17 protein-coding genes and 1 pseudogene are annotated in these 22,521 nt (G+C 70.9%); 8 read left to right on the forward strand and 10 right to left on the reverse strand.

Annotation, left to right across the window (positions count from 1 at the left end; all coding sequences use genetic code 11):
* A pseudogene (locus tag HDA40_RS00005) lies at positions 1–353 on the forward strand (SAM-dependent methyltransferase); the annotation flags it as partial.
* On the opposite strand, the gene HDA40_RS00010 reads toward HDA40_RS00005, so the two are convergent.
* A complete protein-coding gene (locus HDA40_RS00010; RefSeq protein ID WP_253749717.1) occupies positions 350–1,048 on the reverse strand; it encodes a TetR/AcrR family transcriptional regulator in 699 nt (232 codons plus the stop codon). The pseudogene HDA40_RS00005 and the gene HDA40_RS00010 sit on opposite strands and share 4 nt — an antisense overlap.
* A gap of 53 nt (positions 1,049–1,101) precedes the next feature.
* Here HDA40_RS00010 and HDA40_RS00015 point away from each other — a divergent pair, with 53 nt between their 5' ends.
* A complete protein-coding gene (locus tag HDA40_RS00015) occupies positions 1,102–1,953 on the forward strand; it encodes an alpha/beta fold hydrolase (RefSeq protein ID WP_253749720.1) in 852 nt (283 codons plus the stop codon).
* Here HDA40_RS00015 and HDA40_RS00020 read toward each other — a convergent pair.
* Positions 1,950–2,540 (reverse strand): flavin reductase family protein, encoded by a 591-nt coding sequence (locus HDA40_RS00020; protein ID WP_253749723.1) that lies wholly within the window; start codon positions 2,538–2,540, stop codon positions 1,950–1,952. The two genes, HDA40_RS00015 and HDA40_RS00020, sit on opposite strands and share 4 nt — an antisense overlap.
* 65 nt (positions 2,541–2,605) lie before the next feature.
* On the opposite strand from HDA40_RS00020, the gene HDA40_RS00025 reads away from it, so the two are divergent.
* On the forward strand, positions 2,606–3,283 hold the full coding sequence (locus tag HDA40_RS00025) for an ArsR/SmtB family transcription factor (RefSeq protein ID WP_253749726.1): 678 nt from the start codon (positions 2,606–2,608) through the stop codon (positions 3,281–3,283).
* Positions 3,284–3,324: 41 nt separating this feature from the next.
* Entirely contained in the window at positions 3,325–3,630 is a 306-nt protein-coding gene (locus HDA40_RS00030; RefSeq protein WP_253749730.1) for a hypothetical protein, read from the forward strand.
* A gap of 138 nt (positions 3,631–3,768) precedes the next feature.
* Here HDA40_RS00030 and HDA40_RS00035 read toward each other — a convergent pair whose 3' ends face one another.
* Positions 3,769–4,266, reverse strand: coding sequence for a DinB family protein (locus HDA40_RS00035; RefSeq protein WP_253749734.1), 498 nt, complete (start codon positions 4,264–4,266; stop codon positions 3,769–3,771).
* Between the two features lie 358 nt (positions 4,267–4,624).
* On the opposite strand from HDA40_RS00035, the gene HDA40_RS00040 reads away from it, so the two are divergent.
* Positions 4,625–6,013 carry an HNH endonuclease signature motif containing protein gene (locus HDA40_RS00040; RefSeq protein WP_253749737.1) on the forward strand — a complete coding sequence of 463 codons (1,389 nt, stop codon included), beginning with the start codon at positions 4,625–4,627 and terminating at the stop codon, positions 6,011–6,013.
* A gap of 17 nt (positions 6,014–6,030) precedes the next feature.
* Here HDA40_RS00040 and HDA40_RS00045 read toward each other — a convergent pair whose 3' ends face one another.
* From HDA40_RS00045 to HDA40_RS00070, 6 genes are all read right to left on the reverse strand, one after another.
* Positions 6,031–6,324 (reverse strand): hypothetical protein, encoded by a 294-nt coding sequence (locus HDA40_RS00045; protein WP_253749740.1) that lies wholly within the window; start codon positions 6,322–6,324, stop codon positions 6,031–6,033.
* A 79-nt stretch (positions 6,325–6,403) separates the two neighbouring features.
* Positions 6,404–7,417: an aldo/keto reductase gene (locus HDA40_RS00050; RefSeq protein WP_253749743.1), complete on the reverse strand. Its 1,014-nt coding sequence runs from the start codon at positions 7,415–7,417 to the stop codon at positions 6,404–6,406.
* Positions 7,418–7,422: 5 nt separating this feature from the next.
* Positions 7,423–9,729 carry a glycoside hydrolase family 95 protein gene (locus tag HDA40_RS00055; RefSeq protein WP_253749746.1) on the reverse strand — a complete coding sequence of 769 codons (2,307 nt, stop codon included), beginning with the start codon at positions 9,727–9,729 and terminating at the stop codon, positions 7,423–7,425.
* A gap of 65 nt (positions 9,730–9,794) precedes the next feature.
* On the reverse strand, positions 9,795–10,655 hold the full coding sequence (locus HDA40_RS00060; RefSeq protein WP_253749751.1) for a transglutaminase-like domain-containing protein: 861 nt from the start codon (positions 10,653–10,655) through the stop codon (positions 9,795–9,797).
* Between the two features lie 10 nt (positions 10,656–10,665).
* Positions 10,666–11,370, reverse strand: a complete 705-nt coding sequence (locus HDA40_RS00065; RefSeq protein ID WP_253749754.1) for an SRPBCC family protein — start codon at positions 11,368–11,370, stop codon at positions 10,666–10,668.
* A gap of 110 nt (positions 11,371–11,480) precedes the next feature.
* Positions 11,481–16,130, reverse strand: a complete 4,650-nt coding sequence (locus tag HDA40_RS00070) for a non-ribosomal peptide synthetase (protein ID WP_253749757.1) — start codon at positions 16,128–16,130, stop codon at positions 11,481–11,483.
* A 76-nt stretch (positions 16,131–16,206) separates the two neighbouring features.
* Here HDA40_RS00070 and HDA40_RS00075 point away from each other — a divergent pair, with 76 nt between their 5' ends.
* The 3 genes from HDA40_RS00075 to HDA40_RS00085 all read left to right on the forward strand — a co-directional run bounded on the left by HDA40_RS00075 (position 16,207) and on the right by HDA40_RS00085 (position 21,715).
* A complete protein-coding gene (locus HDA40_RS00075) occupies positions 16,207–18,528 on the forward strand; it encodes a lantibiotic dehydratase (protein ID WP_253749761.1) in 2,322 nt (773 codons plus the stop codon).
* The gene (locus HDA40_RS00080) at positions 18,525–20,816 is read left to right on the forward strand and encodes a lantibiotic dehydratase (protein WP_253749764.1); all 2,292 of its coding nucleotides are present in this window, start codon (positions 18,525–18,527) and stop codon (positions 20,814–20,816) included. Before HDA40_RS00075 ends, HDA40_RS00080 begins: the two co-directional genes overlap by 4 nt.
* Before the next feature lie 62 nt (positions 20,817–20,878).
* The gene (locus HDA40_RS00085) at positions 20,879–21,715 is read left to right on the forward strand and encodes an SGNH/GDSL hydrolase family protein (RefSeq protein ID WP_253749768.1); all 837 of its coding nucleotides are present in this window, start codon (positions 20,879–20,881) and stop codon (positions 21,713–21,715) included.
* A 51-nt stretch (positions 21,716–21,766) separates the two neighbouring features.
* Here the strand turns inward: HDA40_RS00085 and HDA40_RS00090 are convergent, their stop codons facing one another.
* Complete coding sequence (locus HDA40_RS00090) at positions 21,767–22,519, reverse strand: ABC transporter permease (RefSeq protein ID WP_253749771.1); 753 nt, start codon at positions 22,517–22,519, stop codon at positions 21,767–21,769.
* Positions 22,520–22,521 lie beyond the last annotated feature (2 nt).

The raw sequence follows: 22,521 nt of genomic DNA on the forward strand, positions 1-22,521 counted from the left end.
CCGAGATCGGGCAAGCGGGCGTGGACGTGCTCCGCCGGGTGTTCCCGCAGGCGCCGGTGCCACCGCCGGGAGTCTCCGTCCTCGACGGATACCAGGGGATGTACGCGAAGTTCGCCGCGGCCGCGCTGGAGACCGGCCGATTCGCCGAACCCCAGCCGTTCCGCGTCGACTGGGAGCGGCAGTACGCCCGCGACGAATGGCTGGAGCAGCTGCCGACCTCCGGCGGCCTGACCCGGCTCGCCCCCGAGCAGCTGGCCGAGGTGCTGGCCGCGGTCGGGGCGGCGATCGACGAACAGGGCGGCGCCTTCACGATGCGATACGCGACCGTCGGGTTCACCGCCGTGCGGAACTAACCGCCGATCCCCGTCAGGACCCGTTCCAGGCCGTACTGGAAGAGGCGGTCGAAGCGGTCGTCCGCGTGCGGCGTGGCCGCCTCCAGCATGATCCGGCTGAGCTGCGGATACCGTCCACTGCCGATGATGGACTCGCCGTACGCGCTCTGGGTGTCCAGCCAGCCGCGCAGGTCCTGGCCGGAGCGCCGGGCGGCCTCCCGTTCGGCGAGTTCCTCGATGACCTGGCCCCGGACGAAGGTCAGCACGGTCTGTACGCGCAGCAGCGTCTCGTCGGCGGACAGCCCGAGCCCGGTCAGGGTGGCGTACGTGGCCTCCTGCCAGGCCAGACCGTTCGGGCCGAGGGACGGCCGGGTGGCCGGCAGCCCGGCCAGCCAGGGGTGCCGCAACGCCAGTTCGCGTTGGGCGACCGCCACCGCCGACACGTCCGCCCGCCAGTCGCCGCTCGGCTCGGGTGGCTGGGCTTCGCCGAGTACCGCGTCCACCATCAGGTCGAACAGCTCGTCCTTGTTCGTGATGTATCGATAGAGCGTGGCCGGGCCCGTGCCCAGCTCGGCGGCGACGCGGCGCAGCGACACGCCGTCCAGGCCCTCCGCGTCGGCCAGCCGGACCGCCGTCGCGGCGATGTCCGTACGCCGGTGGGTGGGCCGAGGGCCCCGGGCGCCCCGCTCGGGACGCAGCCAGATCGGTTCGGTCACGCTCATCACCTCATTATTGCGATCACTGTACGCGGTAAGCTAGCCTCGGCATTATGCGAACAGCGTTCTCAGTTTCTCGCGAGTCGACCACCTCCGCCGACGGCACCGTCATCGGATACCGCCGTCTCGGCTCCGGACCGCCCGTTCTGGTGCTGCACGGCAGCATGCAAGCGGCACAGCACATGATGCGGCTGGCGTACGCGCTCGCCGACGACTTCACGGTGGACGTCGTCGACCGGCGCGGACGCGGCGACAGCGGACCGCACGGCAACGCGTACCAGTTGGCCCGCGAGATCGAGGACGTCGCAGCCGTCGCCGAGGCGACCGGCGCGACCCGGATCTTCGGCCTGAGTTCTGGTGGCCTGGTCACCCTGTATGCCGCGCGTAGCCTCCCGCAGCTGGACCGGGTGGCCGTCTACGAGCCGCCGCTGTCGGTGAACGGTTCCGCGCCCACCGCGTGGCTCGACCGTTTCGACCGGGAGATCGCCGCCGCCGAACCCGCCAAGGCGATGATCACCGCGCTCAAGTCGCTGGGCGTCGACCCGCTGTTCACGCGGCTGCCTCGCCCGATGCTGGACCTGGTCATGCCGTTGGCGGTCCGCATGCAGCGCGACGTCCCCGACGGCGACGTGCCGATCATGACCCTGATCCCGACCATGCACTACGACATCAGCCTGATCAACGAGACTGCCGACACCGTGCACGAACTCGCCCAGCTCGATGCCCGCGTGCTGCTGCTGGGCGGCACCCGCAGCCCGCAGTACCTCGCGACCGCGCTCGACGCGCTGGCGGCGACCATCCCCGGCGCCGAGCAGCGGATGCTGCCGGGCCTCGGCCACTCCGGGCCTGACGAGGACGGAAAGCCCGAAGTGGTGGCCGAGGTGCTGCGCACGTTCTTCCGCTAAGCCGTTTCAGCGCGGAAGTTGTGCCCTAGTCGGTCACCCAGCCCGAAATAATGCCGGAAGTTGTAGATCAGCGGACTCCACTTCCGCGGATCGACGTGGTCGGTGCCGGGCACGACGATATCCGGATCGGCGTGCACGGCCACCACGCTCGCCTGCGCGATGAGGAAGTCGTCGGTGGCGTTGTAGCTGGTCGCCTCGACCAGCGCCTCCAACTGCAGCGGGCACTCCGCCACTCGCGGCGGGCGTACCTTGACCGACGGGACCGCGGTCAACCCGGCCGCGCCGAACTTGTCGCGCTCGTGCCGGTAGGCGGCCTGCTTGTGGTCCGGCACCGGCCACGCGCCGGTCAGGTCCGCGAGCCGCTCCACGGCGGCCCATTGCCGCGGCCCAGGGACGTTGATCACCACTTCCGGCCGTTTCGCCAAGTTGTACGCCGTATGCCCGGCCGGTCCCAGGCCCAGGACGAGGGTGTGCCCGAGTGCCCAGGCCGACGAGTTCGGGGCGAGATTGGCGCTGCCGTCGCCGTTCTCGCTGGACAGCAGCACGACCGGAGTGCCGAAATACAGAATCTTCGGGGCGATGATCATGCCGGCGACGCTAACCCCGGTACGCTTCGGCGCCGGCCGAACCGTCGCCGCGGCATCATTGCCCTATGACCACGCCTGACCTGGCCGGATTCGCCGCCCTGCTGGCCGACCGTACGCGGGCCGGCTTCTGTCTGGCGCTGCTGGACGGCCGGGCCTGGACCGTCTCCGAATTGGCCCGCCACACCGGGGTGGCCGCGTCGACCGCCACCGAACACGTGCACCGGCTCGTCGATGGCGGCATCCTCGTCGAGCAGCGCCAGGGGCGGCACCGCTACGTCCGGATCCGCGACGAACAGACCGCCGCCCTGATCGAAGCGATGGCGCAAGCCGCCCCGAAGATCCGCGTACCGGTCCGGGGGCTGGCCGACGACCGGCGCGGCAAAGCCCTGGCGTACGCGCGCACCTGCTACGACCACCTCGCCGGTACGCTCGGCGTCACCATCGCCCAGGCCATGACCGAACACGGCTTCGTCACCTGGACCGACGGCCCCCAGCTCACCGAACCGGGCACCGCCTGGCTCACCGACCTCGGCGTCGTCCTCCCCGCCCCCTCCCGGCGACCACCACTGCGCGGCTGTCTGGATTGGACAGAGCGCGTCGAGCACCTCGGCGGCGCGATCGGCGCCGCGATCTGCGCGTACGCCAAATCCGACGGCTGGGTCGTCCCGATCGGCACCAGCCGCGCGCTCGCGGTGACCGATCGCGGCCGGGCCGTCCTCGCCCCCTGGGGCGCCATCCCCTGACACCATGCGACCTGGCCGATCATGGCGGGCTACGGTGTGACATGGCCGCAATCGCCGTCACCAATGACTCGGCAGGATGGCTCGTACTGTGGATCGAGCCCTACGGTGAGGATCGCTGGCTCCGGCCGAGGGAGACGTTCGTCGTACGCACCGACTACTCCGGCGACGAGCCGCCCTTTTCCATTCAGTATTGGGTGAACGCCGACGATCGTGCTGCCGGTATCGAGAACGTCACCGTGGTTGTCGACGAGGGCTTCTACCAGGGGGTCGTCGACGATGAAGGCCGCCTCGTCGAATGCGGTCATCAGCGGCCCGCCGAGATCGAAGCGAAATGGCGGGCGAGGTAGGCGGACTGGCGTCGGTCAGGTCCGAGGGGTAGCGGCGCTCACGCGACATTGGACCACTATGGACGATCAGCCTGACGCCGCAACCCTGACACCAGCCTTGCGAAGTCCGGTGTGTTCCCCGAGCTGCTCCACCCCGAGCTATTCGCCGGTTGCACCATCGATGCGCTGCCGAAGCAGGTCGGCGTGGCCGTTGTGGCGGGCGTATTCCTCGATCAGGTGCGCAAGCACGTAGCGCATGGTCACCTCAGAGCCGTCGGAGTAGCGCAACACGTCAGCGAGCGTCCGGGCCGCGACGATGCGCCGCGATTCGTCGACCTTGGCCCGCCAGGCCGCCAGCCCGGCCGCCACGTCAGCCGAGTCGACGTCATTGAAGGAAGCGTCGTAGCCTTCATAGATGACCGTCGGCTCCCGACCGTCCCACTCGGCCAGCCAACCCTCCTCGACGCCCGTCAGGTGGCGTACCAGGCCGATCAGCGACAGCGTCGCGGGCTCCACCGCGCGGAGGCGAAGCTGGTCGTCGGTCAGCCCGGCGCACTTCCACATCAGCGTGGCGCGATGGTTGTCCAGCATCGTGGTGAGCAGTTCGCGCTCGCCAAGCTGGTACATGTCGTCGGGGATGGCCCGGTCGGGGTTCATCGCGTGACTATACCGGCGAGGCGGCCGGTCCGATGAAGGCCGAGCCATCAGCCAAAGGGCTCGGCGTTCGATGAACCAGCCCTTCTCGAACACGGTCTTAGCCCGATGACCGCTGCCTGTTGCGCGCCCGTGGTGTGCGATTTCTGGCCGTTTCGCAAGATCATGCGCCGAAGGTCTGCGCTCAGCGGCCGTTTCGCGCATACGGCGGGCGCATGCTCACGGAATCGGACCCGAAATCGCATCTGTAGGGCGCATTGCGGCGCGTGTCGCTTGTGGACTTTTGGGTGGTTGGATCGTGGCACATTCTCGTGACCTTGACCCCCTGGAAGGTGTCGTACCTTCGTTCTAATGTTGATCCATGGGCGGGGTGTTGGTGCAGGTGGAGGCGGATGTCGCCGAGCTGGCGGCTGGTCCCCTGTGGACACTTTCGGACGCCGAGATCACCGACGAAGTACGGCGCGTTCATGCCGTGATCCAGCAGCTGTCCGGCCGACTGCTGACGTTGATCGGCACGGCGGACAGTCGCGAGATCCCCTATAACGCCGGTGCGACCGGCACGGCGAACTGGCTGACATTTCTGCTGGCCATGCGCCATCGGGACGCCGTCGCGTGGACCAAACTCGCCCAGCTCTTACCCGAGACGCCCGTGGCCGAGGAAGCGCTCGCCGCTGGGCGGGTCAATGTCGAGCAGGCGCGGGTGATCGCCAAGACGGTGCACGACCTGCCGTCGGCGGTGGGTGAGATGGGCAAGGCGAAAGCCGCTGAGGTTTTGACGAAGCTGGCTGCCGACGATCGGCTGCGGCCGGAGGCGTTGGAGAACCACCGGTCGCAGATCCTGGAACTGGTCGCACCGGAGATCGCCGAAGAACGCCTCCGCAAAGACCTGGAACGCGCCGAACGATCCGCCTACGAGCGACGTGACTTCACCCTCATCCCCTACGGCGAAGGCGAATACCGGATCCGCGGCGTCCTCGACGCCGAAGCAGCCGCGACCATCCGCACAGCACTCGATCCGCTATCCGGGCCGCGCAAGCCAGCGCCCACGGCTGCGGCCGCCCTCGGTGGCGGGTCGGCAGCGGGAGGCGCTGACGGAGGCGGCGCAGGCGGCGGCGAATACCGCGCGGACGCCGTAGACGGAGACCGCGCCCCAGCTCGGGTGCTGCCGGGCGAGCCGGATCTACGCTCGGCCGGGGCCCGGCGGGCTGACGCCCTCGTCGAGATATGCCAGCGGATCATGAACGCCGGTGAGCTGCCCGACAACGGTGGCGAGAAGCCGCACCTGACGATCACCCTGCCGTGGGACGCGCTCCAAGCCAAGGTCGGCGCCGGGCTGCTGGACACCGGCGACCTGCTCACCCCGGAGACCGTGCGACGGCTAGCGTGCGACGCGATGATCATCCCAGCCGTGCTAGGCGGTGACGGGCAGGTGCTTGACGTCGGCCGCGCCCGCAGGCTTATCGACGGGCCGCTGCGTCGTGCGCTTGTGTTGCGGGACAAGGGATGTGCGTTTCCGGGCTGCGACCGGCCACCCCAGTGGTCCCACGGCCACCACATCCGATCATGGGCAGATGGCGGAAGTACCTGCCTGGCCAACTCCGTGCTGCTCTGCGGATTCCACCACCGCGAGATTCACCACGGGCACTGGGAAGTCCGCATGAGACCCGACGGATTCCCCGAATTCCTCCCACCGACCTTCGTCGACCCACAACGAAGACCAGTCCGCAACACCCTCCACCGGAGATGCTGAGCCGCTAGTAGCGTGGGTCAGTAATGCAAACCACGCTGAAGCGGGCTTGGCGGCCGCAGGACCCAGCGGGCCCGATCCAGGACCTCCACCTCGTACGTCTCGCATGGATTGCCATCGCCCCACCTGCTTTCAGCTTCCCCATACTGGAGCCGCGCGAGGGCGACGCTCACGGGCACCCGCTGCTCGCTTCGCAAAAGCTTGAGGAAGGCGCCGACGAACGCGGCGCCGCTGGAGGGCTTCACCAATTCCGCGCGGGCGGCCTCCAACTCCGACGTGTCGAGCGAAACCGGGTCCCAGTAGTAGGTCGTCACGCGGGCAAGCGAGGCACAGGCGCCAGCGGCACACTCACCCTCCGTGCTACACCTCGCTGCGCCAGACGCGCGCCCTGGGTCAGCGGCCGTCGACCCGGCGGCCGGCTTCGCCGAAGACCCAGTCGCTGGTCTGGGCGATGAACTCGGTGGGGAAGCCAACGGAGAAGTCGGCGGCTTCGGTCAGACGGCGTACGACTTCGTCGGGGAGAGTGAGGTCGAGCGCGCCGAGATTGTCGGCGAGCTGGGTGACGGACCGCGCGCCGATGATGGGGTGCACGGCCTGGGAGCGGGCACGGACCCAGGCCAGCGCGACCTGTGACGGGGTGGCGCCGAGGTCGTCGGCGGCCTGCTGGACCGCGCGGGCGACGGTGTGGTCGCGCTCGGACAGGTTGGCCGAGTTGAGGCGGCTGGAGGCGGCGGCGGTCCCGGTCGTGTACTTACCGGACAGGATGCCGCCGGCGAGCGGGCTCCACGCGGCGACGGTCATTCCGGTGGCCTCGGCCATCGGCAACAGTTCGCGTTCGATGTCGCGGTTGAGCAGGCTGTAGGGGACTTGCAAACCGGCGAACGGCGTCCAGCCTCGCCACTGGGCCAGCACGTTGGCGCGGGCGACGACCCAGGCCGGTGCGTCGGAGATGCCGATGTAGAGCACTTTTCCGGCGCGGATGACGTCGTCGAGGGCCCGCATGGTCTCCTCGACCGGCGTGTGGCGATCCCAGAGGTGCACCCAGTAGACGTCCACATAGTCGGTGCGCAGTCGCCGCAGGCTGGTCTCCAGGGACCGGACCAGGTTCTTGCGATGGTTGCCGGCCGCGTTGGGATCGGCGCTGTTGCGGGAGACGGTGTATTTGGTCGCCAGCACGAAGTCGTCCCGTCGGCCGTCGAGCAGTTCGCCCAGGAACTCTTCGCTCGCGCCGCCGCGATAGTTGACCGCCGTGTCGACGACGTTGCCGCCGGCCTCGGCGTAATGGTCGAGGATCCGGCGGCACTCGTCCAGCGGTGCGCCGACGCCGCCCTGCTCGCCGAAGGTCATCGCGCCGAGGAAGGCTTCCGAGACGCGAAGGCCGGTGTTGCCGAACAGGCGGTAACGCATGATCATCAGCGTACCGTGTGGTGGTCTCCTGCTGCGAGGGTGATCCGTTCCCGGCGTCCACTTGCGACTACATCCACAGTGGTCGGCGCGGCGGCGGTCAGGCGGGCACCGGTCAGCGTACCGTCGGCCCAGGTCAGCTCCTCGATCGTGATCGCGCCCCGGGCCCGCAGCCCGGTGACACGGCCGGCCGGCCACGCCGACGGCAACGCGGGCAGCAACTCGATCACCGGTACGCCGTCCGTCAGCCCATGGCTCTGCACCAGCAGCTCGGCGACGGCCGCGGTGACGCCGAAGTTGCCGTCGATCTGGAACGGGGGATGGGCGCAGAGCAACGCCGGGTAGACCCCGCCGCCTTGGAACTGCGCGTCGGATCGGACCGGGGTGAGATATTCGCCGATCAGCCGGTGAGCGGCGTCGCCGTCGCGCAGCCGGGCCCAGAGTCCGATCTTCCACGCGATGGACCAACCGGTTCCGGCGTCGCGCCGCAGTTCCAGCGACCGTCGGGCGGCCGCCGCGAGCGTAGCGTCCCCAGTGGACGTACGCCCGGGGTAGAAGCCGACGAGGTGCGACACGTGCCGGTGATGCGGCTCGACCTCGGTACGCTCGGCGGACCACTCAAGGATCTGGCCCTGGCTGCCGATTCGCAGCGGGGCGAGGCGAGGCAGTGCCTGCCGAGCCTCCTCGATCGCGGCGTGGTCGTCGGGTTCGACCGTACCCAGCGCGGCTTCGGCCTCGATCAGGAACTCGAACAGCTCCCGCGCCAGGACCAGGTCCATCGCCGTGCCGTCCTCGACGCTGGCCGGACCGGCGGACGTCGCGAACTGGTTCTCCGGGCTGGTCGACGGCGAGGTGATCAGGTGGCCGTCGGCGTTCTCGACGAGCAGGTCGAGCACGAAACGGGCGGCGTCGGCGGCGATCGGCAGTGCCCGCCGCAGGAAGTCCAGGTCGCGGCCGAATCGCCAGTGCTCGGCCAGATGCGTGGCCAGCCACGCCCCGGCCATCGGCCACTGCGCCCACATCGGGTCGCCCTGGCCCATCCCGACCGGCACAGTGATCCGCCACAGGTCGGTGTTGTGGTGACAGGTCCAGCCGCGAGCGCCGTAGAGTCCGCGGGCGGTCGCCCGGCCGGCTTGGGCCAGTTCGCCGATCATCCGCAGCAGCGGCTCATGGCATTCAGCCAACGCCGTCGTCTCCGCCGGCCAGTAGTTCATCTCGGCGTTGATGTTCACCGTGTACTCGCAGTTCCACGGCGGCACCACGTGCGGGTTCCAGACGCCCTGCAGGTTGGCGGCCTGCGTACCTGGGCGGGAGGAGGCGGCCAGCAGGTAGCGGCCGAACTCGAAGGCGAGCACCGGCAGCTGCTCGTCCGGCTCTCCGGCGGCCCGGCGTACCAGGCGCTCGTCGGTCGGCTGGCCGGACCGGTCCTCGGCGGTGCCGACGGTCAGCGTGACCCGGTCCATCAGCGCCTGGTGCTCGGCGACGTGCGCCGCCCTGATCGCGGCCCAGCCCGCCGCGCGCGCCCGGTCGACGTCCATCCGGGCCTGCTCCTCGAAACCGGCCCGCGCCGGCGGCCGGTCCCAGCCGTCGAAGCTGGTGCGGATCGCGACGTAGACGGTCGCCGCGCTCGCTCCGCGAACGCGTACGGTGTCCACAGTGGTTTCGACCCGGCCACCGTCGGCCACCACGTCGAAGACGGCGAACGCCCGCATCGAATCGTCGTCCGCGGCGACCTCGCCGTCCCGGCGTGGCCAGGGGATGACGTGCCGGGGCGCGGACACGGTCAAAGCAAGGCCGTCGCCGTCCGGCCGGATGTCGGCGCGCTGCTGCGGCGTGGTCCACCGCAGGTCGGCGTTCACCCAGCCATCCGACCGGCCGCTCAGGTGGATCGCGACGACCTGGTGGTCGGCGCTCGCGAGCACTTCCTGCCGGAACCGGCCGCGCTCGACGATCGAGACGCCGTCGCGCAGATCGAGGCTCCGCCGGAAGGTTCCGTCGCTGTCCAGTTCGACGTGGGTGATCTCCAGATCTCCGACCGGCTGGTACGCCTCGGCGTCGGCGCCCTGCGTACGCCGGAGGAGGTCGCCCGCCGCGACGTGTTCGCCCGCTCGGACGAGGCGGCGTACCTCGTGAAGCAAGCCCGCAGGCACCTCGGGCACGGTGGTGTCGGCTGGGCCGGACCAGAAGGTGTCCTCGTTGAGGCTGATCCGCTCGACGGGGAAGCCGCCATGCACCATCGCGCCCAGACGGCCGTTGCCCACCGGCGTCGCCTCTTCCCAGACGGCGGCGGGACGTGTGAAGATCAATTCCGACACGGTCGCCAGCATAGACTTTGTTGGAGGTCCGGCCAAACTCGCTGTCTGCCGGGGGCCGCTGCCGGTCAGTTCCTCAGTTCGGCTGGGACGGCAAGATCCTCCGAGTTGTAGAGGACGCGGACCCGCTCGGCGTCGTCCTCGGCGCACACCTGCGCGACGAGATCGACGAGATGGTCGTAGTCGGGGCCGGTCTCGCCCCGGTAGGACGCCTCCATGCGGCCCCACTCGTCCCACGGCAGCGTCTCGACCTGCACCAGCGCGGCAAGGTCCCGGATGGCGTTGCCCCGGATCTCGGCCGGGCCCCAGGCGTGGTCGGTGCCGTTGACGCCGAACGTCGCCGGGTCGGCGTCACCCGACCGGACGAGCTGCCAGGCCTCCCCACCCGTGAGGAACTCGCCCGGGGCGAGGTCGTCGGGGTGGGGCACGTTCGTGCCGTCGAGGATCTCCGGGTCGATCCGGACCCACCGGCCGGCGCTGGATTCCCCGTCGCTGGATTCCCGGGTGTCGGCCCGTCCCGTGACCCAGTGCTCGACTACCCAGTGGTCCACGTGCCGGTCCGGCCGGAAGTAGGACGCGAAACCGCACCGGGCCCGCGCCGGGATGCCGTGGGCTTGCAAAAGCGCCACCGAGACGGTCGCGAAGTGCCGGCAGGTGCCGACCACGCGCTGCCGAGGCTCACGCACCTTGGTCAGCGGCGCGGGGTCGATCGCGAGCAACTCGTCGAGGATGCGGGTGACCGGCCGGATCGCCTGCGCGCCCATCCTCGGCTCGGGCAGCCCCAGCGAGCCGGTCTGGGCCGGATGGACGATGAGCCCGGCCACGGCTCGGCATATCGCGACCGGGTCGGCGGGCAGTTCGGCGGCCAACTGCCGCTGGTCCGGCGTGAGCGCGGTGATGACGCCGGGAGTCGAATAGTCGATCGGCATGGACGTCACGCTATGCGCCGGGTACGACATCCGGGGATTCGACGGTCCGGCACATTTCAGCGATCCCGTACGCCATTCGCGTAAGGACCTCGGCGGCGCGCTCGACGGGCAGCACTCGGGCGGTCCACACCAGACGGCTGTGCCCGTCGTTCGTGGCGTACACCTGGAACTCCGCCTCATGGTGGGCCAGTGGCGGTCGCGCGCCCTCGACGACGGCGTACGCCAAGCGCCGGGCGTCGTCGTCGATCGCCCGGATGACCTCGCGGATCACGTGGCCGTCGGGGAACGTCAGGAACCGGTGCCCGTCGTCGATCCGCGTACCGGCGACCCGGCCCGGCAGCAGCCGGTGGTGAACTGCGCCGACGTCCCGGAGGACGTCCCAGAGCTGCTCCGGGGGTACGCCGACCTCAGCCTCCACGACGATCGGCGGCGCCACCGACGCCAGCAGCGCTTCGGCCCGGACGTGGTCGGCTTCGCACACGTCGTCCAGTCCAGGCGGCACGGGGACGGCCAGACACGCCGCCAACGCGATAGCCGCGTCGGCGTGCCGACCCTGCTGGAGGTGTAGCTCGCCGAGGGCGCACCACGCGGTGACCGCCGTAGCAGGGTCGCTGGCGGCGGCGGCCGCGCGCAGCGTCTGTTCACCGCGCAGTGACTCGCCCGCGTCGAGCAGGCGCAGCGCCTTGTTCAGTAACAGATCAGGCGACAGCGGCACCGAGCCAGTCTGGCAGAGCGTGCCCGGCGACAGCACAACGGCCCACGGCCGAAACCGCGCAGGCGGCAGCCCGACCGATGACACAATCGCCTGACCGAGGGGGCCGGCAGTCAGCGGCGGGGTCGGCGTACGCGGCGGGCCGAGGGGGTGGCCGACGCCGTGAGGTGGTCGGCGAGGTCTTGCGGGCTCGGCCGGTCGAACAGGTCCACGACGTCGACCTCCAGGCCCTCCTCGGCGACCAGCACCTGGTGCAGCCGGACGAGGTCCAGCGACGTCATCCCGGCTTCGAAGAATCGCGTACGCGGGCCGATGACCGAGCCGGGCAGGTGCTCGGCGAGCAGGCCGGTGGCGCGTACGGCGATGCGGGTCGCGAGGTCGGACGCCGTTCGCTGGGTGGGAATGTGGACGGGCGCCGGGTCGGGCAGCGCCGCCCGGTCCAGCTTGCCGTTGGCGGTCACGGGCAGCTCCTTCAGCTTCATCAGGATGGCCGGGGTCGCCCAGACGGGCAGGTGGGTGCGGACGGCGTCGCGCAGGCCGGTCGGGTCGGGACTGCCGGCGTACCAGGCGATCAGGGCGTTGGCCCGCAGGTCGACGGCGACCGCGGTGACGCCGGGGACCCGCGCGAACGCCCGTTCCACGCCGTCGAGTTCGATTCGATAGCCCTGCCAGGAGATCTGTCGATCGGCGCGGCCGAGGATCGTCAGGTCGCCGTCGAGTGTGTACCGTCCACGGTCGCCGGTGCGATATGGATTCGTGGGCGGGCGACGGTCCGGGTCACCGGCGTAGCCGATCGCCAGTCCCTGCCCGCCGACGACGATCTCGCCGACGGCGCCAGGCCGGGCGGCCGCGTCCCGGACGATCACCTCGGTGCGGCGGTGGGGGATCGGCAGCGCGATCCGCCGATCCCCGTCCCAGCGGGCCAGATGGGCGGCCTGCGGCGTCTCCGTCGCCCCGTACAGGTCGTAGACGGTCGCGTTCGGGGCGAGCCGATTCGCCGCGTGGACGTCGGCCGGGCGGGAACCCTCGCCGTGCAGGACCACGTGCCGCACCCGGGGCAGCGCCACCTCGGTCAGTGCCAGCAGCCGAACCTGCGACGGTGTCATGTGGACGATCGTGGCTTCGGTGTCACGCAGGAACGCGGCCAGCAGGGGCGGCTGCCCGGCGACCTCCGGCGACGGGACGTGCACGGTCGCGCCGAGCCACAACGGCAGCACCAGGTCGCGGAACATCGGATCGTGCGCCGCCGGGGCGGTGAAACAGAAGACGTCCGACGGGCTCAGGCCGAGGCTCTCGGCGTACCAGTGGAAGGAGACCGGCAGGGCCTCGGGCGGGAGGAGGACCACGGCCGCGCGCCCGCTCGTGCCGCTGGTGAGCAGCGCGTGCCCGGCGCCGCCGGTGGGCGTGGGACCCGCGGGCCGCCACTGTTCGGGCACAGCGGGGTCCACAATGAGCGGTGCGCGGCCCGCGTGCCAGCAGCCCAGGATCGCCGCGGCCAGGGACGGGTCGCGGGTGGCCGCGACCGTGACCAGACCCTCAGGCTCGCGCGCGGCGAGATCCGCGGCTTGCCGCAGGTGATCGGCCAGTTCGCCATATGTTTGTACGCCCAGCGCGGTGACCAAGGCCGGTCGGTCGGTGGGCTGAGCGAGCACGGCGTCCACGAGATCGCGCGGCGTCCCGGCGATGGGCTCCACAATGGGCGGCGAAGCCGACTCGGTCGGCGCGCCCAGGGACTCCAACGTGGAACGGCACTGGCTCAGGAACTCGGCCGCGGTCCGGCGGTCCCAGAGATCGGTCGCGTAGACGAGCCGGAGCCGGAAGCCACCCGGGCGACGCAGCAGATAGAGGTTGACGTCGAACAGTGCCCAGTGGACGCCCGGCGTTATCTCCGTCAGCGCGTGACCGTCGAGATGCGACGGCGGGCGACCGTGGGTGAGATCGTTGAACCACACCTGGAACAGCGGATTGCGCGACGGGTCACGGGGCGCACCGGCGAGCGTCACGATCTCGTCGAACGGCACCGATCCGTGCTCGATGCCGCGGTGCAGCGCGGCCGCGACTGGCGCGATGAGCGACTGCGTGTCCGCGTCCGCCGGTACGCGCAACCGCAGCGGCAGCGTCCGCATGAAGAATCCGGCAGCGCGCTGCGACTCCGGTGTGAGCCGGCCCGAGGCGGGTACGCCGACGCAGAGATCTTCGACGCCGGCCCAGTCCGCGAGCACGCGGGCGTATGCCGCGACCACGACGGCCGCCGGGGTGGGCGCGTGGCGGCCGAGCCAGGCGGTGAACGCCGGGCCGAGATCGGCGTCCACATGCGCGCCACGGAAGGTCGGGCGCTCGGGCCTGGTCGCGGTGAACGGAAGGTCCAGAGTGGTCGGAGCACCCGCGAGGTGTTCGCGCCAGTACGCACGATCCCGTTCGGCGAGCTCGGGCCGGATCGGTGTGCGGCGGTTCGGCCGTGCGGCGATCGACGCCGGGTCCTGGTACGCCGCGACGAGGTCGGCCTGCAGGATGTCGAGCGTCTGCTGATCGGCCACGAGATGGTCGAGCACCAGCACGAGCGTGTCCCCGTCGGCGCCCTGGTGCAGGCCGAGTACGGCCAGCGGCAGCGTTTCCGGCCAGAACGGCGTGTCGGAGAGGTTCGCTACGAACTCGTCCCGATCCCCATCGGACACCGTGATCACCGAGGAGCCGCCGGGGTGGACGGTACGCCGCAGCCGCCCGTCCACGTCGGCGATCGTCGTCCGTAGCGCCTCGTGCGCGGCCACGACGTCGTCCCAGGCAGCCTGCAGCCGACCAGGGTCCAGCCGCCCGCCGACGCCCAGCACCCCGATCACGTTGTACGCCGGAACACCCGGGAACAGCTGGTGATGCAACCACAGACGCCGCTGCTCGGGGTCGATCTCATCGGTGTCGGCCATCGGCGTCGCGAGTGGAGCGGACGGGCTGTGCGCCAGCAGTTCGCGCAGTCCGGCCAGGCTCAGGTCGTCGGTCAGGAACGCGGTGACCGGCACATGCACGCCCCACCGGGCCAGGATCGCGCCCGACAGCCGCACGGCGGCCAAGCTGTGCCCGCCGGAGGCCAGGAACCTCGCGCCCTCGTCCGCCGGATGCGTGCCGAGCGCGTCCGACCACGCCCGGCTCAGCGCATCCGCCTCGGCACCGGCGGCCCGGGTAGCGACCGGGTGGGTCGCAGAATCCCGGGCGGCGGCCGGATCGTCGGCGGCGGAAGACCGGGCGACGGCCAGTTCGCGCAACCGGCGACGGTCGCGTTTGCCGTTGCCGGTCACTGGCAGCTCGGGCAGGACGGCGAACCGTGATGGGACGAACGCCTCGGGCAGCCGCCGGCGCAGCTGTTTCTTGACGGTGTCCTCGTCGAGCGGCTCGCCACCGGTGGTCACGTACGCCCACAGTGTGCCCTCGACGGCGATCACGGCGGCGTCCAGCACCCCGGCGACTCCGCGCAGGGCGGCCTCGACCTCACCCGGCTCAATCCGCTGGCCGCGGAGTTTCAGCTGCTCGTCGCCGCGACCGAGATACTCCAGCCCGCCGCTGGTGAGGCGTACGCGGTCGCCGGTTCGGTAGACGCGGTCGACTCCGCTGCCCTCGGGACCGGGTTGGAAGACCGAGTCGGTCAGTTCGGGCCGCCCGAGATAGCCCGTGGCGAGCGGCGTACCGCCGACGGCCAGCTCGCCGGGAGTGTCGCCGGAGGCGATCCGACCGTCCTCGTCGAGCACCATCAGGACGCAGTTGTCGATCGGATACCCGATCAGCACGCGTCCCGGATCGTCGGGGCAGTCCCAGTGCGCGACGTCGATGGTGGTCTCGGTCGGGCCGTACTGGTTGACCATGCGCGCGGGCAACACCTTCCGCGCCAGGCGGACGGTGTCCGGTGGCAACGCTTCGCCACCGGCGAACAGCAGACGCAGGCTCGTCGCCGTCTCGACGCCGGGCCAGCGCAGGAACTCGGCCAGCATCGACGGGACGAAGTGGCACCATGTGATCGCGTACCGGGTGATCCAGTCGAGCAGTAGCGCCGGATCGCGTTGTGCGCCCGGCGGCGGCAGCACGACCTGGCCGCCCGACAGCAGTGGACACCACAGCTCGAACTGCGACGCGTCGAAGCTGAGCGGGCCCTTCTGGAGGCAGCGGTCGGCCGGGCTGAGCGCGTATTGGCCGCACATCCAGAGCAGCCGGTTGGCCAGCGACCCGATGGGCACGACGACACCCTTCGGGCTGCCGGTCGATCCCGACGTGTAGAGCACGTACGCAGGATGCGAGCCGTCGACCGGGATCAGCGGCCGCTCGGGTCGATCTGCTCCGGTCAGCGTCACCGCGACGGGATGCGGGATCCCTGGCCGGACGGCCGGCCCCGCCGACGCGGAGTCGACGAGCGTCGCGACCGGCCGCGCGTCGGCCAGCACGGTCGCGATCCGCGCCGGCGGGTCGTCCGGCGACAGCGGCAGGAACGGCGTACCGGCCTTGAGCGCGCCGAGCATCGCCACCACCATCGCCCGGCTGCGTGGCACGTCCAGCGCCACGACGTCACCGGGCCGCGCCACCTTGGCCAGGTCGTCGGCGATCACATCGGACTCGGCGTCCAACTGCTGATAAGTGAGCCGGCCGTCCTGATCGACCAAGGCGGTCGCGTCGGGCGTACGCCGCGCCTGAGCGCGGATCAGACCGGGCAGCCCGTGCGGCAGTTCGCGGGCGACCGTCCGGCCACGCAGGATCGCGAGCTGCGGAGGATCTTGGGTACCCACGCCGGGAATCGTAGAGGAGCGGCACCGGTTACGGCAGCCTCTCGCGGCGAGCGCCCGGCGCGGTTAGGGTGTCCCGATGCGGCCGCCGAACGATCATGTGATTCCCCTGCCCGGCACGGGCTGGAGCGTCTATCGCGACGCCCTCGTCCGCTCGGCCGGATTCCCGGTCGACGGCCTCGACCAGCTCTCCTCGCCGGGCCTCGCACAGGCGGCGGACTCCTTTCTCGACGGTGGAGCGGACTTCGCCGAAGAGCTGGCCGCGGCTGATCTGGCGGCAGCCGAGGCGTCCACGGCGATCGCGTCCGGCGACCGGTTCCGGCAGGCGGTCCGCTGGCAGAACCCCGACGTCGCCACGACCATCGAGGGCTCGCTGCGCCCCGGCCGCACCGCCCGCCGCAACTATCGGGAACGCCGCCGCGACGAGATCGTGGCCAAGTACTGGCAGCGATACTGCGGCAAGAACGACAGCATCGGCTTCTTCGGCCCGATGTGCTGGAGCACGCTCGCCGAGGACGGCCCGGCCGTCGCACTCCGGCCGGGTCCCGCCGCCGAACGGGCGCGGGCCGTCCACTTCGAATGGTGGGCGCTGACCGCGCTCGCCGACGCCCTCGCGGCCGACCCCCGGCTGCGCTGGTGGTTCCCGGTCCGGCTGCTGCCCCATCTGACACTGCGCGACCGCGAGATCATCGCGCCGGGCCTGCCGCCGCGGCCGGTCACCGCCGCGGCGGCCGCGCTGATCACCGCCGGTCAGTCCAGCCGGCCGGCCCGGGTCATCGCGGACGAACTGGTCGCCGCGGGGGTCTTTCACCGCCTCGACGACGTGTACGCACAACTCGGCGAACTGGCCCAGGGGGGACTCGTCCGCCTCGGGCTCGATCTGCCGATCGACCTCTCGGCCGAACGCGTCCTGCGGGCGTACGCGGAGGGCATCGCCGATCCCGCGGACCGGGCCTGGGCGGGGGAGCGTCTGAGTCCGCTGTGGACGTTGCGCGACCGGGCCGCAGCCGCGCCGACGGCCGAGACGCTGGCCGCCGCCCTGGCCGACCTCGACGAGGCGTTCACCGAGGCCACCGGCCTGCCCGCGCGCCGCCGTCCCGGTCAGACGTACGCCGGCCGCACGCTGTGCCATGTGGACACCAGCCGGGATCTCGACGTCGATTTCGGGCCGCCGCTGACCCAGAAGCTCGCCGCGCTGGAGCCGCTGCTGCGGTCGGTACGCTGGCTGACCGCCCGGGTGGCCGACGTCCATCACGACGCGCTGGCCGCCTTGCACGCCGAGTTGGCCGCTGACCTCGGTACGCCCGACGTCCCACTGCACGACCTGTGGTTCCTCGCCCACGGCGTGGTGTTCGGCGCTCAGCGGCCGTCCGCCCCGGTGGTGGACGAGTTCCTGCGCCGCTGGCGTGACCTGCTCGGGCTCAGCGCCGCCGACTCGGCTGCGCGCGAACTCGTCTTCGCCGCCGACGAGCTGGCCAAGCAAGTGGAGGCGGCGTTCGAGGACAGCGCACCGGGCTGGTGGACCGCCCGCATCCACAGCCCCGACCTGCATCTGATCGCGGTCGACGAGGAGGCGCTCGTGCGGGGCGACTACCGGCTCGTCCTGGGCGAACTGCACGTGGCGGCGCCGGCGTTCAACACAGACTTCTTCCGGCTCGGCCATCCCGACTCGGATCGGCTCGCCGAGGACCTCCGCAGCGACCTTCCCGAGCCCTGCGTCGACCTGCTGCTGCCGGACGAATGGCCGCGCCACTCGGCCCGCAACGCGAACTGGATCAAGGGCCGGGCGGACGTGCAGCTCGCGTTCGCCCCGTCGGCGGGGGCGGACCGGGCCCGGCTGCGCCCGGTGACCGAACTGGTCGTGGTGGCCGAACCGGATGGCCTGGTCGCCCGGGCCGCCGATAGCTCCTCGTGGCCGCTGCTAGAGGTGTTCGCTGAACTACTGACCATCCAGACGTTCGACACCTGGAAGCTGGCCGGCTCGGCCGCGCACACCCCACGGGTGGTGGTCGACGACCTCGTCCTGCTGCGGGAGACCTGGCGAACCACCGTCGAAGCGAGCGGCCTGGCCGACGCGACCGGAGATCGTGACCGCGTCCTGGCCGTCCGCCGATGGCGGCGCGACCTCGGGCTGCCCGAACGGATCTTCGTCAAGATCGGCACGGAGACCAAGCCGTTCTACGCCGACCTCGCCGGCCTGATCTCCATCCGCCAGCTGTGCTCGGCGATCCGGGGCGCGCGGGCCACCGGCGGCGATGACGTCGAGTTGACGATCACCGAGATGCTCCCGACGGGCGAACAGGCCTGGCTGCCCGACGCCCACGGTCGGCGGTACGCCTCCGAGCTGCGGCTGCAACTGCTCGACCCGCTGACGCCGCCGCACGCCGGGAGGATGTCATGACCGACCGCCTTCCGCTGGGCGACACCGGCTGGCAGGTGTGGGCCGATGGCGTACTGCGATCGACCGGGTTCCCTGCCGACGGGCTCGACCGGCTGTCCGCGCCGTCCTGTGCGGCGGTCGCGGACGATCTCCTGGACGCGATCGCGGACAAGCGCTGGCGGGGCGGTTCCGCCGACGCCGTGGCGAAGGCAGAGGCTGCGTACGCCGAGAGCTACGCCGCAGCCGACCTGACTGGATCGGCCGAGCTGGCCCGTGTCGCCGCCGACTCGCTGCTTCGCGAGGCGATCACCTGGCAGAACCGTGATTTCATCGGCTGGTTGGACACAGTGCGCGACGGCGATCCGGCGGACCGCGGCCGACGCCGCCGGCATCGGGAACGCATCTTGATCCGCTACTGGCAGCGCTACTGCGGCAAGAACGAGACCGTCGGGTTCTTCGGCCCGGTCTGCTGGGTGCGGTTCGACTCCGACCAGTCCGAACGCGTCCACGTCATCCCCGGCCCGGAGCTGGTCCGGCACCGAGAGGTGTGGCTCGAACGGTGGTGTGTCGACGCGTACGCCCGGCGGCTGGCCGGCGATCCGGCCATCCGTCGCCGGTTGAGCCCCACTATCGCGCCGCACGTGCACCTTGACGGTCGGCAGGCGCTCCTGCCCGCCCGGACCGCGGTCGCGTTGACGGCGGCGGAGGCGGCAGCGCTCGGGCTGGCCGACGGTACGCGTACCGCCACGAAGATCGCGGAGGAGCTGGCCTCGCTGGGCCTCGTGCGTACCGGGGAGGACGCGTACCTGCTGCTCGACCGGCTCACCGAACGCGACCTTCTCGACGACGGTGGCCGGGCCCCGGTCGAGATGGGGGTCGAGGAACTGATCAGACCAAGGTTCGCCGGAATCCCCGAAGCGCTGGCCGGACTGGACCGGCTGCGGTCGGCTCGCGACCGAGTGGCCGAAGCCGCTGGAGATCCCGATGAGCTGGACGTCGCACTGTCTGCTTTGGACGAGGTGGTCGCCGCCGAGATCGGCGGACCGGCTCGGCAGCACGGCGGCGACACGTACGCCGGACGTACGCCGTGCCACGAGGAGACCATCCGCGACGTCGACGTCGTCTTCGGGCCGCAGATGCTGGCCGACCTCGCCCCGGCGCTCGGCATCGTCCTGCAAGCCGCCCGCTGGGTCACCGGCGCGCTCGCCGACGCCTACCGGGCCGCGTTGACGGAGATCGCCGACGATCCCGGGATGCGGCTGGGCGACCTGATGTACCTCGCCCAGGGCCTGTTCTGGACCGGCGACGATCGCCCTGTCGACGCCGTGGCCACCGAGTTCGCTCGGCGCTGGGCAGCGCTGTTCGAGTACGCCGACGGCGACCGCCGCGTCGACCGCGACGCCGCCGAGCTGGCCAGCCGGGCGGCCGAGCTGTTCGCGGCCGAGCGTCCCGGGTGGAGCGCCGGGCGTACGCACAGCCCCGACCTGCAGATCTGCGCCGAATCCCCGGAGGCCATCAACCGCGGGGAGTACCTGGCGGTGCTGGGCGAGCTGCACGCCGCCCGATCGACGCTGGAGTCGTTCGTCCCATGGCACGCCGAACCTAGTCGGGTGTGGAACCAGATCGCGGCCGACGGCGGCGCCGACCGGCTGCGCCCGCTCTACCCGACGGGCTGGCCGCGCCACACCGGGCGCGTGTCGATGTCGCCCGGCCCGTACGGACGCCGGCTCGGGTTCTCGCCGGCGCCCCGGCCCGCCACCGGCGACGTGCTGCCCGCGATGGCCGTCCGCCTGGACCGGCGGGACGGCGTACTGGAGGCCGTCGAGCCGGACGGGCGGCGGTGGCCGATCGTCGAGGTCTTCTCCGAATGGCTCGCCGTCCACTCGGTCGACGCGTTCAAACTGCCCGCCGGGGCTGCCCACCAGCCGCGGATCACCGTCGACCGGTTGGTGGTGGCTCGGGAGACCTGGCGGACGACGGCCGCAACCACGGGACTGGTCGACCCGGTGAAGGATGTAGACAGGTTCCTCGCCGCCCGGCGACTGCGTCGGCAGCTCGACCTCCCCGACCGGGTTTTCATCAAGATCGGCACTGAGGTCAAGCCCTGCTTCGCGGACCTGACCTCGCCACACTCCGTCGCGGCACTGGCGTCGATGATGCGTTCGGCCGCGCAACAACACGGCCCCGACGTCCGCGTCACCATCAGTGAAGCCCTCCCGGGCACCGCCGACGCCTGGTTGCCCGACGCCCAGGGCCGCCGCTACTTCACCGAGCTGCGCATCCAGATCACGGACCCGAAAGAGACCTGAGTCGGATATCCGGCATCGTCGTACGACGCTCCGGTGAGCCCGGTGCCGCCACACTTCTTCAGGTGACGGTGAGAGCAGCGGCGGCGGTGCTGATGGTCGTGGGCGTCCTGGTCGCGGGCGTGCTGGTTGCGGGGTGCGGCGGGACGCCTTCCGGCACCGCCGCGCCTGGTGACACGAGCGCGGCGACCGGTACGCCTTCCGCCGAGCAGACGGTGGGGATCTCGGCCACCGCCGCGCCGACAGCCGCCTCGCCGAAGAGCCCGACGCCGAAGGCGACGGTGACCCGGTCCGGGCGGAAGATCAAGGTCATGGTGCTCGGCGACTCGATCTCGGCCGGGGCCAAGGACGAGGTGATGAACGGGTACCGCCTCGACCTGCTGAAGAAGCTCCCGGCGTACGCGATCGACTATGTGGGCTCGTATGAGCGCGGGGACAGCCGGCTGGCCGACAAGGACATGCAAGCCGAAGGCGGCGCCTGCATCCACGCGACGCCCTGCAACAGCACCAGCATGTATGAACAGACGGCAGGGTGGATCAACGCCGCCCAGCCGGAGGTCGTGATCATGCAGGGCGGTGGCAACGACTATTGCTGCGGGCGCAACGACCAGCCCGACTCGGTGGTGATCCAGGCGATGACCGACTGGATCAACCTCGTCTTCAAGACCAAGCCGGGCGTGTACATCGTGGTCATCGGCATGACCGACTACCACGACGGCTACAAGAACTGGATCCCCACCTACGTCAAGAGCCAGGCGAAGGCGGGCAAGCGCATCTCGTTCGTGTCCTACGACGGGATCTCGACCTACGACACGGTCCATCCGAACATCGCCGGATATCAGCAGCTCGCAGGCCGGATCGCGCCCGTCGTGAAACCGATCTTCGATAAGCTCCTCGGCTAGGCTGAGGACCGGAGTCACAGCCTCGGCTAGCTGAGGACCGGAAGCACCGCCTCAGCTGACCGCGCGGGAGAAGCGGCGTACCGCCCAGAATCCGCCCAGCAAGCCGACGCCGCCCACCACCGCCAGCGCCCGCACCAGCGCGCCGGTGGTGACGTCGCCGGAGAACAGCCCGCGTGAAGCCTCGACCGCGTAGTACACCGGGTTCACCTTGGCCAGGGTCTGCAGCCAGTCCGGGGCGAAGGCGATCGGGATCAGGATGCCCGACAGCAGCATCAGCGGAACGTTGATCAGGTTCGCCAGCGAGGCGAGGGTGGTCTCCGACTCGACCGCCAGCGCGAGCGCGTACGACAGCGAGGTGGCCACGAACGCGACCGTGGACATCAGCAGGAACGTCAACGCGAGCGGGACGACCTTGACCGGCAGCCCGAACGGGATCGCCACCAACACCAGGATCACCGCCTGGACCAGCAGCATCAGGATGTCGCGGGCGCACCGGCCGAGCAGCAGCGCCGACCGGCTGATCGGGGTCACCCGCATGCGCTCGATGAGCCCGGCACGGGCCTCGCCGACCAGGCCGATTCCGGCGAACAACGTCCCGAACACGGCCACCTCGATGAAGATGCCCGGCAGGAACGTCGCGTACGAGTCCTGTTCGGACATACGCAGCGAGCGTTCCCACAACGGCCCGAAGAGGATCACGAAGTACAGCGGCTGGGCCAGGCCGATGACGCCCCACAGCCGCTGGCGCAGGCTGATCGTCAACGACTGCACCATGATGATCCAGGTGTCCCGGGCGAGCTTCACGG

The sequence above is a fragment of the Hamadaea flava genome, assembly GCF_024172085.1.
In the GTDB taxonomy this organism is placed as follows: domain Bacteria; phylum Actinomycetota; class Actinomycetes; order Mycobacteriales; family Micromonosporaceae; genus Hamadaea; species Hamadaea flava.

Coding starts and splice junctions, on each gene's coding strand:
- HDA40_RS00025 (WP_253749726.1), top strand. CDS start 2,606: ATGACCACGCCTGACCTGGCCGGATTCGCCGCCCTGCTGGCCGACCGT.
- HDA40_RS00080 (WP_253749764.1), top strand. CDS start 18,525: ATGACCGACCGCCTTCCGCTGGGCGACACCGGCTGGCAGGTGTGGGCC.
- HDA40_RS00050 (WP_253749743.1), bottom strand. CDS start 7,417: ATGCGTTACCGCCTGTTCGGCAACACCGGCCTTCGCGTCTCGGAAGCC.
- HDA40_RS00040 (WP_253749737.1), top strand. CDS start 4,625: ATGGGCGGGGTGTTGGTGCAGGTGGAGGCGGATGTCGCCGAGCTGGCG.
- HDA40_RS00015 (WP_253749720.1), top strand. CDS start 1,102: ATGCGAACAGCGTTCTCAGTTTCTCGCGAGTCGACCACCTCCGCCGAC.
- HDA40_RS00075 (WP_253749761.1), top strand. CDS start 16,207: ATGCGGCCGCCGAACGATCATGTGATTCCCCTGCCCGGCACGGGCTGG.
- HDA40_RS00035 (WP_253749734.1), bottom strand. CDS start 4,266: ATGAACCCCGACCGGGCCATCCCCGACGACATGTACCAGCTTGGCGAG.
- HDA40_RS00020 (WP_253749723.1), bottom strand. CDS start 2,540: ATGATCATCGCCCCGAAGATTCTGTATTTCGGCACTCCGGTCGTGCTG.
- HDA40_RS00030 (WP_253749730.1), top strand. CDS start 3,325: ATGGCCGCAATCGCCGTCACCAATGACTCGGCAGGATGGCTCGTACTG.
- HDA40_RS00060 (WP_253749751.1), bottom strand. CDS start 10,655: ATGCCGATCGACTATTCGACTCCCGGCGTCATCACCGCGCTCACGCCG.